Raw genomic sequence first — 14,877 nt, 5'->3', positions numbered from 1 at the left:
AAGCCGTCTTCGTCAATTTATTGTTTGGAGTGTTCTTCATGTTCAGCCTTACCCTGCATCGCGCCGTGGGCGCTCTGTTTGCCGTCACGGCCCTGACGGCCGCCTCTTCGGCGCTCGCTGCCGACGCGTGGAAACCCACCAAGCCGGTTCGTCTGCTGGTCGGCTTCGCGCCGGGCGGGTCGGCCGATACGCTGGCGCGCCTGTTGGCCGAGCCGCTGTCCAAGCGTCTGGGCCAATCGGTCGTCGTTGAAAACCTGGCGGGCGCGGGGGGCAACATCATGGCCTTCCGCCTGTCGCAGTCGCCCGCTGACGGCTACACCATCGGCATCGCCGCCGCCGGTTCCATGGCCATTACGCATGTCCTGAACCCGAAGGGCACGAACTACAAGCCCTCGGACTTCACGCCGATCACGCTGGCGGCCGTGCAGCCCAATGTGGTCATCGTGAACAAGGACGTGCCGGCCAATAACCTGGCCGAACTCAAAACGTATTTCCAGAACACGCCAACCGCCACATATGGCACCGCAGGCGTGGGCATTTCCAACCACCTGATCGCTGAGACCATGCTGTACAAGATGGGCGTGAAGGTGCCGCACGCGGCCTACCGTGGCGCGGCCCCGGTCATCACCGACCTGCTGGGCGGCCATATTGCGATGACGATGGACAACATCTCTACCGCCGCGCCGCTGGCCTCGCAAGGCAAGGTCAAGGCGATCGCCGTGGCCTCGATCAAGCGCGCGCCTCAATTGCCCAACGTGCCGACGCTGGACGAGCAGGGTCTGAAGGGTTTTGACATGCCGACATGGCAGGGCGTGTTCGCGCCCGCAGGCTTGCCGGCGGATGTGCAGGCGGCTTACTACGCGGCGCTGCAAGACGTGCTGAAGGAGCCGTCAGTCATTGAGAAAATGGCAGGACTGGGCTCGGAACCGGTCACGGACATGACGCCGGAGAAGACCGCCGCGTTCCTGGAAAATGACCGCAAGCAATGGGCGGACATCGTGAAGGCTGCGAACATCAGCCTGGAGCAGTAAAAGCAAAAGGGCCCCGACAAGGGGCCCTTTTTTTGCCGGTGGTAATCGGCTGGCGGTATTGGCCCGGATGCTGCGTCAGGCGGGAAGTGGCATCAGGCGGGAAGTGCTATCAGGCAGGAAATGCTAGCAAGCGGGAAATGCTATCAAGCGGGAAATGCTATCAAGCGGGAAATGCTATCAAGCGGGATACCGCGCTGCGATTTCCGCGATCAGACGGCGTGCGGCATCGAGCTTGTCGCCCGCCGGCAGCGGGTGCGCGCCTTGCTCGTCGAACAGCACCAGTTCGGTGGTGTCGGCATCCATGACCTTGTGCGCCAAATTGCCCACCAGCAGCGGAATGCCCTTGCGCTGGCGCTTGGCTTCGGCGTGTTCGGCCAGCTTCTCGGTTTCCGCCGCGAAGCCCACGCACCAGGGGCCGTTTTCCAGCTTGGCCACTTCGGCCAGGATGTCCGGATTCGGTTCGAATTCCATCAGCGGTGCGCCGCCGCCTTCGCTGGTTTTCTTCAGCTTTTGCGTGCTGACGTTCTTCACGCGCCAATCCGCCACGGCGGCTACGGCGATGAAGATGTCGGCGTCGGTGGCGCTGGCCATCACGGCGTCATGCATCTGACGCGCTGTGGTAACCGACAGGGAGGTCACGCCGCGCGGCACGGGCAGGAACGTGGCGCCGGTAATCAAGGTGACGCGGGCGCCGGCTTCGCGCGCGGCGCGGGCCAGGGCATAGCCCGTCTTGCCCGACGAGCGGTTGCTGAGCACGCGCACCGGGTCCACGGGTTCGGACGTGGGGCCAGCGGTCAGCAGCACATGGCGGCCGGCCAGCAGCTTGGGCTGGAAGAAGGCGATCAGGTCGGTCAGCAGTTCATGCGCTTCCAGCATGCGGCCGTCGCCCGTTTCGCCGCAAGCCTGTTCGCCAGCCGAAGGGCCCAACACGCTGATGCCGTCCGCGCGCAGTTGTTCAACATTGCGCTGCGTGGCCGGGTTGGCCCACATTTCGCGGTTCATGGCAGGCGCCACCAGAAGCGGACAGGCGCGCGCCAGGCACAGCGTGGACAGCAAGTCGTCGGCCATGCCATGCGCCAGCTTGGCCATGAAGTCGGCGCTGGCGGGTGCGATCAGCACGGCGTCCGCGCCACGCGTCAGGTCGATGTGCGCCATGTTGTTGGGCACGCGTGCGTCCCAGGCATCCACGAACACGGGCCGGCCGGACAGCGCCTGCATGGTCACCGGCGTAATGAAGTGCGTGGCCGCCTCGGTCATCACCACGTCGACGGTGGCGCCTTGTTCGGTCATGCGCCGCACCAGCTCGGCGATTTTGTAGCAGGCGATGCCCCCGGTCAGACCGAGGACGATGCGTTTGCGGGCGAGATCGAGCATGAGGGCGTGGCGGCGGGTTCAGCGCCGTGAAAACGAGGAATGGAGGGTGATTTTATTCTGCATTGCGGCATTGCGCCGTTCGCCATGCATTCAGGGGGTATCAAATAGGACAAAACCCTGTGTGAAGCAGGGCGGCCGGGGCATTGCGCCCCGGTTCGCCGTCCGGCTCGCCGTGCGGCTCAATCCAGGTTTTGAATCCTGGCTGGCGTCGGTCAGGCCTGCGGCTTCTTGCGAGCGCGCAGCAGTTCGTCCAGCACCAACAGCACGGCGCCGCAGCTGATGCCCACGTCCGCCAGGTTGAAGGCGGGGAAGTAGGAGTCGTTCCAGTAGAACAGCAGAAAGTCCACCACGTGGCCATACACCACACGGTCGATGACGTTGCCGATGGCGCCGCCCAGGATCAGCGTCAGCGCCAGGCTGAAGCGCGGCTGGCCGTGCGTGCGGCGCAAGATGATCGTGATGACGATGGCGGCCGCGATGCCCAGCCCGGTGAAGAGCCAGCGCTGCCAGCCTTCTTCGGACGCCAGGAAGCTGAACGCAGCCCCCCGGTTGTACATCAGCGTGAAGTCAAACACCGGCAGCACGTTGACCCGTTCGCCGTACTGGAACGAGGTGTTGAAATACACCTTTGTCACCTGGTCCAGCACGATGATCAGCAAGGCCAGCGCCAGCCAGCCGCCCACGCGCGCAGGGGTTGCGCGGGCGGGCGCCGTGCCCGTCACTCCCGAATCGGAGGGGCGGGCCATGTTCAAGCCTTGTCGCGGGCTTCGCCCGTGCCGAACAGGTTGGACACGCAACGGCCGCAGATCTCGGGGTGATCCGCGTCTTGGCCAACGTCCAGGCGCCAGTGCCAGCAGCGTTCGCACTTCTTGTGCGCCGACGGCGTGACCTCAATGCGGGTCTCGCCTTCGCCGGCATGCACGGTGGCGCGCGACACGATCAGCACGAAGCGCAGGTCGTCGCCCAGGCTGGCCAGCAGTTGCTGGTCGTCGCCATTGGCGTAGAGATCAACCTCGGCTTGCAGCGACGAACCGATGTCGCCTGCCGTGCGCACTTCTTCCAGCTTGCGCTGGACGTCGGCGCGAATGGCGCGCAGGCGCGTCCACTTGGCCGACAGCGCATCGGCGTCGGCAAACGGCGGCAGCGTGTGATAGACCTCGGTGAAGATCGTCGTGCGGGCGGCGTCGGCCTGAGCTTTAAGCGCGGAGCCGACCAGTTCCTTCCAGGCTTCTTCGGCCGTGAAGGACAGGATCGGGGCCATCAGCTTAAGCAGCGTCTGCGTGATGTCCAGCAGCGCCGTCTGCGCAGAACGGCGCGCCACGCTGCCGGGGGCCGACGTGTACAGGCGGTCTTTCAGGATGTCCAGGTAGAACGCGCCCAGGTCTTCCGAGCAGAACGTCTGCAAACGCGAGACGGCCGGGTGGAAGTCATAGCGTTCGTAGTTGGCCTGCACTTCGGACTGCATCTGCGCCGTCATAGCGAGCGCGTAGCGGTCGATTTCGAAGAGCTCGCCGTACGGCACGGCTTGCGACACGGCGTCGAAGTCAGCCACGTTGGCCAGCAGGAAGCGCAGCGTGTTGCGGATGCGGCGGTAGCCTTCGACCACGCGCTTCAAGATTTCGTCCGAAATCGACAGCTCGCCCGAGTAATCGGTGGAGGCGACCCACAGGCGCAGGATTTCCGCGCCCAGCGAGTCCGACACCTTTTGCGGGGCGATCACGTTGCCCACCGACTTGCTCATCTTGCGGCCTTGGCCGTCAACGACGAAGCCGTGCGTCAGCAGCGCCTTGTAGGGCGGCTGGCCGTACAGCATGCAGCCGGTCAGCAACGACGAATGGAACCAGCCGCGATGCTGGTCGGACCCTTCCAGGTACAGATCGGCAGGCCAGCCGAGTTCAGCGCCGTGGGAACCGGCGAACTCGCCGTCCTTGCCGCCCAACACCGTGGCGTGCGTGCTGCCGGAATCGAACCACACGTCGAGCGTGTCGCGGTTCTTTTCGTACTGGTCGGCCTCATCGCCAAGCAGGTCGCGCGGTTCAATGGCTTGCCAGGCTTCGATGCCGTCTTTCTCCACGCGCTGCGCCACTTGTTCCAGCAGTTCAGCCGTACGCGGATGCAGCTCGCCGGTTTCCTTGTGCACGAAGAACGCCATCGGCACGCCCCACTGACGCTGGCGCGACAGGGTCCAGTCCGGACGGTTGGCGATCATGGCGTGCAGGCGGGCGCGGCCCCAGGCCGGGTAGAAGGCCGTGGCGTCGATGCCGGCCAGTGCCGATTCGCGCAGGGTCGGGCCGCCATCCTTGGGGGCTACGTCCATGCCGGCGAACCATTGGCTGGTGGCGCGGTAGATGATCGGCGTCTTGTGGCGCCAGCAGTGCATGTAGCTGTGCTTGTGCTTTTCAACGTGCATCAGGGCGCCGGCTTCGGTCAGCGCTTCGACGATCTTGGGGTTGGCGTCCCAGATGGACAGGCCGCCAAACAGCGCCAGGCTGTCCACGTACTTGCCATCGCCCATGACGGGGCTGATGAAGTCGGTGTCTTTCATGCCGTGCGCCTTGCACGACACAAAGTCTTCAATACCGTAGGCCGGAGCCGAATGCACAACGCCCGTGCCCGAGTCGGCCGTGACGTAGTCGCCCAGGTAGATGGGCGCGCGGCGGTCATAGGCGGGGTTGAACTGCGCCAGCGGGTGGCGGAATTCAATTTCCGACAGGGCGGCGCCAGGCGCCGTGGCGATGACTTCGCCTTCCAGGTTCCACGACTTCAGGCACGCTTCGACGCGGTCTTTCGCAACCAGCAGCAAGGGGCCGAACTTGGGCGCCGGCGACACACGCACCAGCGCGTATTCGATTTCCGGATGCACGTTCAGCGCCTGGTTGGACGGGATGGTCCAGGGCGTGGTCGTCCAGATGACGATGGCGCCATCGTCTACCGAATCCAGCCCGAAGGCGGCCGCCAGCTTGGCGGGTTCGGCAAACGGGAAGGCGACGTCAACGGCCGGGTCAACGCGGTCGGCGTATTCGACTTCGGCTTCGGCCAACGCCGAACCGCAGTCAAAACACCAGTTCACGGGCTTCAAGCCGCGGAACACATAGCCCTTGTCCAGGATGCGGCCCAGCGCGCGGATCTCGTCGGCTTCATTGCTGAAGTTCATGGTCATGTACGGGCGATCCCACTCGCCCAGCACGCCCAGACGCTTGAAATCCTTGCGCTGGCGGTCGATCTGCTCAAGCGCGTAGGCGCGAGCCTTCGACTGCACTTCCGCCACGGGCAGGTGCTTGCCGTATTTCTTTTCGATCTGGATTTCGATCGGCATGCCGTGACAGTCCCAGCCCGGCACGTAATGCGCGTCATAGCCGGCCATGTTGCGGCTCTTGACGATGATGTCCTTCAGGATCTTGTTGACCGCGTGGCCGATGTGAATGTCGCCGTTCGCATAGGGCGGGCCGTCGTGCAAGACGAAACGCGGCCGGCCGCGGCTGGCCGCACGGATCGCTTGGTAGACGTGGTTTTCCTCCCACTGCGAAATCCAGGCGGGCTCGCGCTTGGCAAGGTCGCCCCGCATGGGGAAGGGGGTATCGGGCAGGTTGAGGGTCTTTTTATAGTCCATGAACGGCAAAATAGGCGCGCGCGTTTCGCGCGTCTTCGGCGATGGCGGCAGTCAGGGAAGGGAGGTCAGGAAATTTTTCTTCGTCCCGCAGCTTGTGCAGGAATTCGACGCGTACGAGTTTACCGTAAGCGTTGAGGGTGTCGTTGAGCAGGTGTGACTCTAACAGCACGCGGCCACGGTCTTCGACCGTCGGGCGCACGCCCAGGCTGGCCACGGCGGGCAGGGGCTGGTCAGCCAGCCCATACACCTGCACCACGTAAATGCCCGAGCGCGCGGCGCAGCGTTCGGCCACGCGCAGGTTCATGGTGGGATATCCCAGCGTGCGGCCCAGCTTCTGGCCATGGATCACATGGCCGCTGATATGAAAGGGATGGCCCAGCAGATGGCGGGCGCGGTCCAGGTCGCCAACCGCAAGGGCCGTGCGCACTTCAGAACTGGAAATGCGGTGGCCTTGCTGGTCGGTGACGTCGGCAAGCGTTTGCACTTCGAACCCATGCCGCATGCCGGCTTCGCGCAGCAGATCAATGTCGCCGCTGCGTTTGTGGCCAAAACGGAAGTCTTCGCCCACCAGCAGCCATTTGGTCTGCAAGCCTTGCACCAGCAGGTTTTCGATGAAGGCGTTGGCCGACATTTCCGCCAGCCGGGCGTTGAAGCGTTCGACGACGACTTGGGATACGCCATAACGCGCCAGCGCCGCGAGCTTGTCGCGCAGCCCGGAAACCCGGGTGGGCGCCAGTTCAGGGCGTTGGTTCAGCGTGGCGAAATACTCACGCGGATGGGGTTCGAACGTCATGACGGACGGCACCAGGCCACGTTCGCGGGCGACTTGGCAGACGCGCGCCAGCATGGCCTGATGTCCGCGATGGACGCCGTCGAAATTGCCGATCGTCAGCGCGCAAGGAGCGCGCCGGTCGGGCGGGGGCAGGGATCGGTAGATACGCAGCGATGGTTTCACGAGCGAGAGTTTACAATTTTGGATTCCGGGTTTGTTCTAATCCCCCCAACCATTTGTGCGCCGACGGGTTTTCCGGGGTGCGCAATGGTGGCGGACAAGCCCTTTGCGCCAAGCAAAGCGCGTCCCTGGCGGGGCGCCTCGGGGGCTAAATATTTGGATTCTTCTATCTTGCCGGAAACACAACTTTCTAAGCGCCGACTCGTCATCCTGATTTCGGGGCGGGGCAGCAACATGCAGGCGTTGGTCGAGGCCTGCCGCGATGAGGGCTGGCCCGCCGACGTGGCCGCCGTCATCGCAAGCCGCCCGGATGCGGGCGGCCTGGAATGGGCCGCCGCCCAGGGCATTCCCACGGCCGCCCTGTATCACAAGGACTACGCCAGCCGCGAAGCCTTTGACGCCGCGCTGGCTGCCGAAATTGACCGCTACGCGCCGGATTACGTCATCCTGGCGGGCTTCATGCGCGTGCTGACACCGGGCTTCGTCAACCACTACGCGGGCCGGCTGGTCAATATCCATCCGTCGCTGCTGCCGGCATTTCCGGGGCTGCATACGCATGCCCAGGCGCTGGCGACTGGCGTGCGCGTGCATGGCTGTACCGTGCATTTCGTGACGCCGGTGTTGGACCACGGCCCCATCATTGCGCAAGGCTGCGTGCCGGTTCTGGCGGGCGACACGCCGGAACTGCTGGCCAATCGCGTCCTGGCAGTGGAACATCAGGCTTTTCCGGCCGCAGTGCGCTGGCTGGCCGAAGGCCGGGTTACCCTCACAAACGACCACCGGGTGGACGTGCAGGGTGACCCCGCACGCCTGTTCACCTGGTCGCCGGCCGCTTGAGCGGCCCTGAATCGCTTTTACCGGGCGGAACCCTTCCGCCCCACTGGAACACACCATGAATAAACCCCAATCTCCGCGTTCTCGTCCGGCAGGCTCCCCGAGGGCAGCCTCCGAAGGGCGCGACGGTCGGTCCTTTTTCTCGCGCCCCAAGGGCGAGGCCCGCGAAGCCCCGCCGCGCGAGCGCAACGAGCGTGTGCGGGAAGAGCGCCCCAGCCGCGACAGCGGCCGTCCGGGCCCGCGTCCCTCGTTTGACGCCCCGCGTGGTGAAGGCCGCAGCGAACGCGGCTCCTTCGGCGGCGACCGCCGTGAAGGCCAGGGCCGTCCGGCTCCCCGCCCGTCCTACGATGCGCCGCGAGGCGATAACCGCGGCGGCCCGCGTGGCGACAGCCGTGGCGGTGAGCGCGGTTCTTATGGTTCGGAACGCGGTTCCGAGCGTCGCGAAGGCCAAGGCGGCCGTCCGGATTCGCGTCCGTCGTATGGGAACGGCCCGCGCGGCGATAGCCGTGGCGGTGAACGTGCTTCCTACGGTTCCGATCGCCGTGAAGGCCAAGGCGGCCGTCCGGATTCACGTCCGTCGTATGGCAATGGCCCGCGCGGCGATAGCCGTGGCGGTGAGCGTGCCTCCTACGGTTCCGAGCGCCGCGAAGGCCAGGGCGGCCGTCCGGATTCACGTCCGTCGTACGGCAACGGCCCGCGCGGCGACAGCCGTGGAGGTGAACGTGCTTCCTACGGTTCCGAGCGCCGCGAAGGCCAAGGCGGCCGTCCGGATTCACGTCCGTCGTACGGCAACGGCCCGCGCGGCGACAGCCGTGGCGGTGAACGTGCTTCCTACGGTTCCGAGCGCCGCGAAGGCCAAGGCGGCCGTCCGGATTCGCGTCCGTCGTACGGCAATGGCCCGCGTGGTGACAGCCGTGGCGGTGAGCGGGCTTCCTACGGTTCCGAGCGCCGCGAAGGCCAAGGCGGCCGTCCGGATTCGCGTCCGTCGTATGGCAATGGCCCGCGCGGTGACAGCCGTGGCGGTGAGCGTGGTTCCTATGGCTCCGAGCGCCGCGAAGGCCAAGGCCGTCCGTCCTTTGACGGCCCCCGCGGTGAAGAACGTGGTGAACGCGGCCAATACGCCGGCCCGCGTGGTGACGATCGTGGCGAACGCGGCCAGTACGCCGGCCCGCGCGGTGAAGATCGTGGTGAGCGCGGCCAGTACGCCGGCTCGCGTGGCGGCGATTCGTCGCACGGCCATCGCGATCAGGCGCCGCAAAAACCCCAGTTCAATCGTCCGCGCCAGTCTTACGCCGCTATCCGCATCGATCAGGTGCAGCGCGTGCTGGGCGAAATCCTTCAATGGACGTACCCGGCTGACTCCGCGTTGTCGCATTGGCTGCGCCACCATCCGAACCTGGGCGCGCGCGATCGTTCCGAAGTCGCCGAAGCCGTTTACGACGTATTGCGCCATCTTCGCCGTTACCGCCAATTCGGCGAAAGCGGCGTGGGTCCCGCATCCCGCCGCCTGGCCATCCTGGGCCTGAACGCGACGCTGGGCGCCGAGGCGCTGGAAGAGGGCATGGATGCCGCGGAAGCCGAATGGCTCAAGCGCGTGTCGCAGATCGATCTGGCCACCTTGCCCCGCGCCGTGCGCGGCAGCATCCCGGATTGGCTGGACGAGCGCCTGGCGCTGATGGACAGCCCGGAAACCCTGGTCGAAGCCTTGAACCGCCAGGCCAGCCTGGACTTGCGCGTCAACCCGCTGAAGGCCGAGCGCGATGCCATGTTGACCGAATTGCAGCAAAGTGCGGGCCGTTATGAACCCGTCGCCATGCCGTTTTCGCCCTGGGGCATCCGCATGGAAGGCCGTCCGGCGATCAACCGCTGGCCGCAATTCGAAAACGGCAGCATCGAAGTGCAGGACGAAGGCAGCCAATTGCTGGCCCTGCTGGTCGCCCCGCGCCGTGGCGAAATGATCATTGATTTCTGCGCTGGCGCGGGCGGCAAGACGCTGCTGTTGGGCGCGCTGATGCGCTCAACCGGCCGCCTGTACGCGTTTGACGTGTCGGCCGCCCGCCTGGCACGCGCCAAGCCGCGCTTTGCCCGCAGTGGCTTGTCGAACGTTGTGCCTGTCGTCATCGACAGCGAAAACGATGCCCGCGTGAAGCGCCTGGCCGGCAAGGCCCAGCGCGTGCTGGTTGACGCGCCGTGCAGCGGTATCGGTACCCTGCGCCGCAACCCCGACCTGAAGTGGCGCCAGCACCCCGAGGCGCTGGCCGAACTGGGCCAGCTGCAGGAACGCATCCTGAATAGCGCCGCGCGTTGCGTAGCCCCGGGCGGTCGCCTGGTGTATGCCACTTGCAGCCTGCTGGCCGAAGAAAACGAAGTGCAAGCCGAGCGTTTCCTGGCCAGTCATCCGGATTTTGAACGCGTCGACGCGGCTGAAATCCTGGCTGCGCGTTGCGAAACACTGAAGCTGGAAGGCCCTTACGTCCAACTGCGTCCCGACGTGCATGGCACCGACGGCTTCTTCGCCGCCGTGTTCGAACGCAAGAAGAAGGGCGCTGCGGCCGAGACGGCTGAAGCGGGGGTGGCGGCTGATGCCGATGCGGGTGTCGATGCTGATGTTGACGTTGACGTTGACGTTGACGTCAAAGCGGATGCCGAGGCAGAAATGCCGGCCGAAGTCATCGCTGACGAGGCAGAAGCCAAGCCCGTGGCAGAGCCGGTGGCTCAAGCCGAAGCTGAGCCCGCTTCAGTGGGTGAGTCGGCCGAGGAAGCGAAGCCGGCCCAGGAAGTGAAGCCAGCCTAAGTGCCCATGCTGCGCCGCGCTGGCTCAGGGAGCCGGCTTGACGCCGACCGTGGTGCTGTAGCGGCGGGTGCCCAACGCCTTGGTCTGGTATTTCACTTCCCAGCCCAAGGTGTCGGTGCCCGGCTGATCCGCCTGGTACACCACTTGCGACACCGCCACTGCCTTATAGGCGCATCGTCCAGACGCGGCGGATTGACCGCGCGTTTGCACGATGCTGGCCTTGCCAAGCTGGGGTTGCTGAGTGATCAGCACCCGCGGCGCTCGCAGCGCCAGGCAATCCGACCCCCGGATCTCGTAGTAAGAAGCCAGCACGACCACATCGCCCGACTTCATCGTCTGGGCCTGGGCGGGCGCGGATAGCGCCATCCCAAGCAAGGCTATGGCGGAAAATAAACGGGGTCGGAACATTTTGGGTGACATCAGTGGGACAAAAGAGACAGTTTGGTCTGCGGTAAGGGCGGAAAGTGTGCGCCACGCGTGTGGCGTTCTCAAGACGAAATTCCTTTGCTGACAGGAACTTTAGTAGCGAAATGTAGCCAAAACCTGGTGCCATTGCGAATACCCCCCACTTTCATGGGGTAGCCGGCCCAAGTGCCGGATGTCCGCAAGGCCCGGCCTCGCGATTTGCCTGAACGGATCGCGAGAGTGGCTTTTTGTGCGCTCAAACTGGGGCTTAGTCCTTGATTTCGCTCAAAAACTATTTTGAAACTCCCTTGTCATAAGCAGACAAAGGTAAGCTAAACTTCAGGCACTTCATCTAGCGAGGCTCATAACAGCTTTATGGATTACATCCTCTCCTTCATTGCCGGCGGTCTGACCCAAGCCACTTGGTGGCAGGTCGTCGTATTCACCTTGGTCGTGACGCACATCACGATTGTTGCGGTCACCGTCTTCCTCCATCGCAGCCAAGCGCACCGCGGTCTGGATTTGCATCCGGCTGTCATGCACTTCTTCCGTTTCTGGCTCTGGATGACGACCGGCATGGTCACCAAGGAATGGGTCGCCATTCACCGCAAGCACCACGCCAAGTGCGAAAAGGAAGGCGATCCTCACTCGCCCATGCTGTTCGGTATCTGGAAGGTGCTGTTCCGCGGCGCGGAACTGTATCGCGAAGAATCGAACAACAAGGAAACCATGGCCAAGTTCGGCCACGGTACGCCTGACGACTGGCTCGAACGCAACGTCTACAGCAAGCACAGCTTGTGGGGCGTGCTGTCCATGCTCGCCATCGACGTTGCCCTGTTCGGCGCAGTCGGTGTCACGGTGTGGGCGGTTCAGATGGCCTGGATTCCCTTCTGGGCGGCTGGCGTCGTGAACGGTATCGGCCACTACTGGGGCTACCGCAACTACAACAGCCCGGACACCAGCACCAACGTGTTCCCGTGGGGCATCGTGATTGGCGGCGAAGAGCTGCACAACAACCACCACGCCCACGGCACGTCGGCCAAGTTCTCGGCCAAGTGGTATGAGTTCGACATCGGCTGGTGCTACATCAACATCCTGAAGTTCTTTGGCCTGGCCAAGATCAAGAAGGTTGCGCCGAAGCTGAAGCTGGACGACACCCGCACCGGCATCGACCTGCGCACGCTGCAAGGCGTGATCACCCACCGCTACGAAGTCATGGCCCGCTACGCGGACGTGATCAAGAGCGCGGCTCGTGAAGAATTGAGCAAGCTGAAGGCCTCGCGCCAGGAAGGCAACGCGGATTGCGACTACACCAAGCTGCATCAAGTGCGCCGCGCCATCCACCGCAACGAAGACATCCTCCAGCCGGAACAGTTGGCTGCCGTGGATAGCGCCATTGCCCAGAACAAGTCGCTGTCGACCCTGGTGCAGATGCGCCGCGAACTCGGCCGCATCTGGGAAAGCTCCAGCGCCAGCAGCGAACAGCTTCTTCATGACCTGCAGGCCTGGTGCCAGCGCGCCCAGCAAAGCGGCATCGCCGGGCTCGAGCAATTTGCTCAACATCTGCGCCGCTACGCGGCATGATGCTAGAGAAGCTCAACCCTGAACAACGCGCCGCAGTAACGTTAGAACCGCAGCACGCCCTGGTCTTGGCCGGGGCGGGCAGCGGGAAGACCCGGGTACTTACCACCCGCATGGCCTGGCTGATTCAAACCGGCCAGGCTTCGCCTTTTGGGCTTCTCGCGGTCACGTTCACCAACAAAGCCGCCCGCGAAATGCTGGCGCGCATGTCGGCGATTCTTCCGATCGATACGCGCGGCCTGTGGATCGGTACGTTCCACGGCCTGTGCAATCGCATGCTGCGTGCGCACCATCGCGATGCCGGTCTGCCGCAAAGCTTCCAGATCCTGGACGTTACCGATCAGCTTGCCGCCATCAAGCGCCTGATGAAGGCCAATGGCGTCGACGACGAAAAGTACCCGCCCCGCGATGTACAGCGCTTCATCAACGGCGCCAAGGAAGAGGGCCTTCGTCCGCAAGACGTCGAGGCCTATGACGCCCATCGCCGCCGCCTGATCGAGATCTATCAGCTCTACGAAGCCCAATGCCAACGCGAAGGCGTGGTGGATTTCGCCGAGCTGTTGTTGCGCGCCTACGAACTGCTGTCGCGCAATGCGCCCGTACGCGAACATTATCAGCGCCGTTTCCGCCACATCCTGGTAGACGAGTTCCAGGACACCAACACGCTGCAATACAAGTGGCTGCGTCTGTTGGCCGGTGGCGGCGCGGCCATCTTCGCCGTGGGCGACGATGACCAGTCCATCTACGCCTTCCGTGGCGCGAACGTCGGCAACATGTCCGACTTCGAGCGCGACTACGCGCACGGCACCGTGATCCGTCTGGAACAGAACTACCGTTCCTTCGGCCACATCCTGGATTCCGCCAACGCGCTCATCGGCCACAACAGCGGCCGCCTAGGCAAGAACTTGTGGACGGACCAGGGCGAAGGCGAACCGGTGCGCGTCATCGAACAGCCGTCCGATGGCATGGAAGCCCAGTGGATCGTGGACGAAATCCGTTCGCTGATTCACGAAGGCAGCTTGCGCCGCGAGATCGCCGTGCTTTACCGCAGCAACGCGCAGTCGCGCGTGCTCGAACACGCCATTTTCTCGGCCGGCATTCCGTACAAGGTTTATGGCGGCCTGCGCTTTTTTGAACGCCAGGAAATCAAGCACGCGTTGGCGTATCTGCGCCTGATGGCCAACCCCAACGACGATACGTCGTGGATGCGGGTCGTCAATTTTCCGACGCGCGGCATTGGCGCGCGTACGTTGGAGCAACTGGCCGACGCGGCCCGTGCGCATGACACCAGCCTGTACGCAGCGGTGGCGTTGGTGGGCGGCAAGGGCGGGTCCAACCTGGCCCAGTTCGCGCAACTGATCCATCGCCTGATCGACGAAACGCGCGACTTGCCGCTGCCGGAAATGGTCGAGCACATGCTCGAAGCCAGCGGTCTGAATGCCCATTACAAGGCTGAACGCGAAGGCGCCGAGCGGCTGGAAAACTTGAACGAACTGATCACGGCCGCCGCCGTGTTTGCGTCCGAAGAGAATTACGACGGTATGCCGGCCGGTGTGGTGCCTGAACAAGCCACCTCGTCGACCTTGATGCCGGGTGTGGTCGATGCGCCCATCGTGGCGTCTGACGGCCTGACGCCGCTGGCAGGGTTCCTGTCTCACGCGGCGCTGGAAGCGGGTGACAACCAGGCCCAGCAAGGCCAGGACGCCGTCCAGCTCATGACGGTACACGCCGCCAAGGGTCTGGAGTTCGACGCCGTCTTCATTACCGGCCTGGAAGAGGGGCTGTTCCCGCACGAGAACAGCATTCTTGAGCAGTCCGGGCTGGAAGAAGAACGCCGCCTGATGTATGTGGCGATTACGCGCGCACGTCAACGCCTGTACATCAGCCTGGCCCAAAGCCGGATGCTGCATGGCCAGACGCGCTACGCCATGCGCTCGCGCTTTTTGGATGAGATTCCCGAAGAGCATCTGAAGTGGCTGTCGCCCAAGGCCGGCCTGGCGCCGGTCAGCAGCACGGGCGCAGGGTGGGGCGGCGGCAACCGTGGCGACGCCTTTGGCCGCAAGGCCACCAACACCATTGCGCCGCGTCAACCTCGTGGCATTGCGAGCGGTGTCACGGTGGGCGACAAGCAGTATCGTGTGGGTCAGGGCGTGCATCACGCGCGGTTTGGCGATGGCACGATTATTGGCTTGAGCGGCGCCGGTCAGGACGCCCAGGCAGAAATCCAGTTCCGCGATGTGGGCGCCAAGACCTTGGCGCTGGGTATCGCGAAGCTTGATATTGTTCAGGGTTAAAC

At 64.3% G+C, this 14,877-nt stretch carries 10 protein-coding genes; 5 read left to right on the top strand and 5 right to left on the bottom strand.

What is annotated here, in order from left to right:
• Positions 1–38: 38 nt before the first annotated feature.
• On the top strand, positions 39–1,031 hold the full coding sequence (locus HV765_RS08185; protein WP_054425038.1) for a Bug family tripartite tricarboxylate transporter substrate binding protein: 993 nt from the start codon (positions 39–41) through the stop codon (positions 1,029–1,031).
• 177 nt (positions 1,032–1,208) lie between these two features.
• Here HV765_RS08185 and coaBC read toward each other — a convergent pair whose 3' ends face one another.
• The 4 genes from coaBC to HV765_RS08165 all read right to left on the bottom strand — a co-directional run bounded on the left by coaBC (position 1,209) and on the right by HV765_RS08165 (position 6,970).
• On the bottom strand, positions 1,209–2,405 hold the full coding sequence (gene coaBC / locus HV765_RS08180; RefSeq protein ID WP_054425040.1) for a bifunctional phosphopantothenoylcysteine decarboxylase/phosphopantothenate--cysteine ligase CoaBC: 1,197 nt from the start codon (positions 2,403–2,405) through the stop codon (positions 1,209–1,211).
• A gap of 212 nt (positions 2,406–2,617) precedes the next feature.
• On the bottom strand, positions 2,618–3,151 hold the full coding sequence (gene lspA, locus HV765_RS08175; protein WP_054425042.1) for a signal peptidase II: 534 nt from the start codon (positions 3,149–3,151) through the stop codon (positions 2,618–2,620).
• Between the two features lie 2 nt (positions 3,152–3,153).
• On the bottom strand, positions 3,154–6,015 hold the full coding sequence (gene ileS / locus HV765_RS08170) for an isoleucine--tRNA ligase (RefSeq protein WP_175169352.1): 2,862 nt from the start codon (positions 6,013–6,015) through the stop codon (positions 3,154–3,156).
• Entirely contained in the window at positions 6,005–6,970 is a 966-nt protein-coding gene (locus HV765_RS08165) for a bifunctional riboflavin kinase/FAD synthetase (protein WP_054425045.1), read from the bottom strand. Before HV765_RS08165 ends, ileS begins: the two co-directional genes overlap by 11 nt.
• A gap of 168 nt (positions 6,971–7,138) precedes the next feature.
• Here HV765_RS08165 and purN point away from each other — a divergent pair, with 168 nt between their 5' ends.
• Together purN and HV765_RS32115 are read left to right on the top strand one after the other, a co-directional pair.
• Positions 7,139–7,804: a phosphoribosylglycinamide formyltransferase gene (purN, locus tag HV765_RS08160; RefSeq protein ID WP_054425047.1), complete on the top strand. Its 666-nt coding sequence runs from the start codon at positions 7,139–7,141 to the stop codon at positions 7,802–7,804.
• A 1,318-nt stretch (positions 7,805–9,122) separates the two neighbouring features.
• Complete coding sequence (locus HV765_RS32115) at positions 9,123–10,595, top strand: RsmB/NOP family class I SAM-dependent RNA methyltransferase (protein ID WP_175169560.1); 1,473 nt, start codon at positions 9,123–9,125, stop codon at positions 10,593–10,595.
• Positions 10,596–10,619: 24 nt separating this feature from the next.
• On the opposite strand, the gene HV765_RS08150 is transcribed toward HV765_RS32115, so the two are convergent.
• A complete protein-coding gene (locus HV765_RS08150; protein ID WP_420840105.1) occupies positions 10,620–10,961 on the bottom strand; it encodes a hypothetical protein in 342 nt (113 codons plus the stop codon).
• A 414-nt stretch (positions 10,962–11,375) separates the two neighbouring features.
• Between HV765_RS08150 and HV765_RS08145 the strand changes: the two genes are divergently transcribed.
• Together HV765_RS08145 and HV765_RS08140 are read left to right on the top strand one after the other, a co-directional pair.
• A complete protein-coding gene (locus HV765_RS08145; RefSeq protein ID WP_054425049.1) occupies positions 11,376–12,584 on the top strand; it encodes a DesA family fatty acid desaturase in 1,209 nt (402 codons plus the stop codon).
• On the top strand, positions 12,581–14,875 hold the full coding sequence (locus HV765_RS08140) for a UvrD-helicase domain-containing protein (protein ID WP_054425050.1): 2,295 nt from the start codon (positions 12,581–12,583) through the stop codon (positions 14,873–14,875). Before HV765_RS08145 ends, HV765_RS08140 begins: the two co-directional genes overlap by 4 nt.
• The last annotated feature ends 2 nt before the right edge of the window (positions 14,876–14,877 follow it).

This window comes from Achromobacter kerstersii, assembly GCF_902859595.1.
GTDB lineage: Bacteria > Pseudomonadota > Gammaproteobacteria > Burkholderiales > Burkholderiaceae_B > Achromobacter > Achromobacter kerstersii.
The sequence above is the reverse complement of the archived record's forward strand: the minus strand, read 5'-3'. Positions and strand labels throughout refer to the sequence as shown.

Bases quoted from the DNA above. Each gene is read 5' to 3' on its own strand.
- coaBC (WP_054425040.1), bottom strand. From the start codon at position 2,405: ATGCTCGATCTCGCCCGCAAACGCATCGTCCTCGGTCTGACCGGGGGC.
- lspA (WP_054425042.1), bottom strand. From the start codon at position 3,151: ATGGCCCGCCCCTCCGATTCGGGAGTGACGGGCACGGCGCCCGCCCGC.
- HV765_RS08185 (WP_054425038.1), top strand. From the start codon at position 39: ATGTTCAGCCTTACCCTGCATCGCGCCGTGGGCGCTCTGTTTGCCGTC.
- HV765_RS08140 (WP_054425050.1), top strand. From the start codon at position 12,581: ATGATGCTAGAGAAGCTCAACCCTGAACAACGCGCCGCAGTAACGTTA.
- HV765_RS08145 (WP_054425049.1), top strand. From the start codon at position 11,376: ATGGATTACATCCTCTCCTTCATTGCCGGCGGTCTGACCCAAGCCACT.
- ileS (WP_175169352.1), bottom strand. From the start codon at position 6,015: ATGGACTATAAAAAGACCCTCAACCTGCCCGATACCCCCTTCCCCATG.
- HV765_RS08150 (WP_420840105.1), bottom strand. From the start codon at position 10,961: ATGGCGCTATCCGCGCCCGCCCAGGCCCAGACGATGAAGTCGGGCGAT.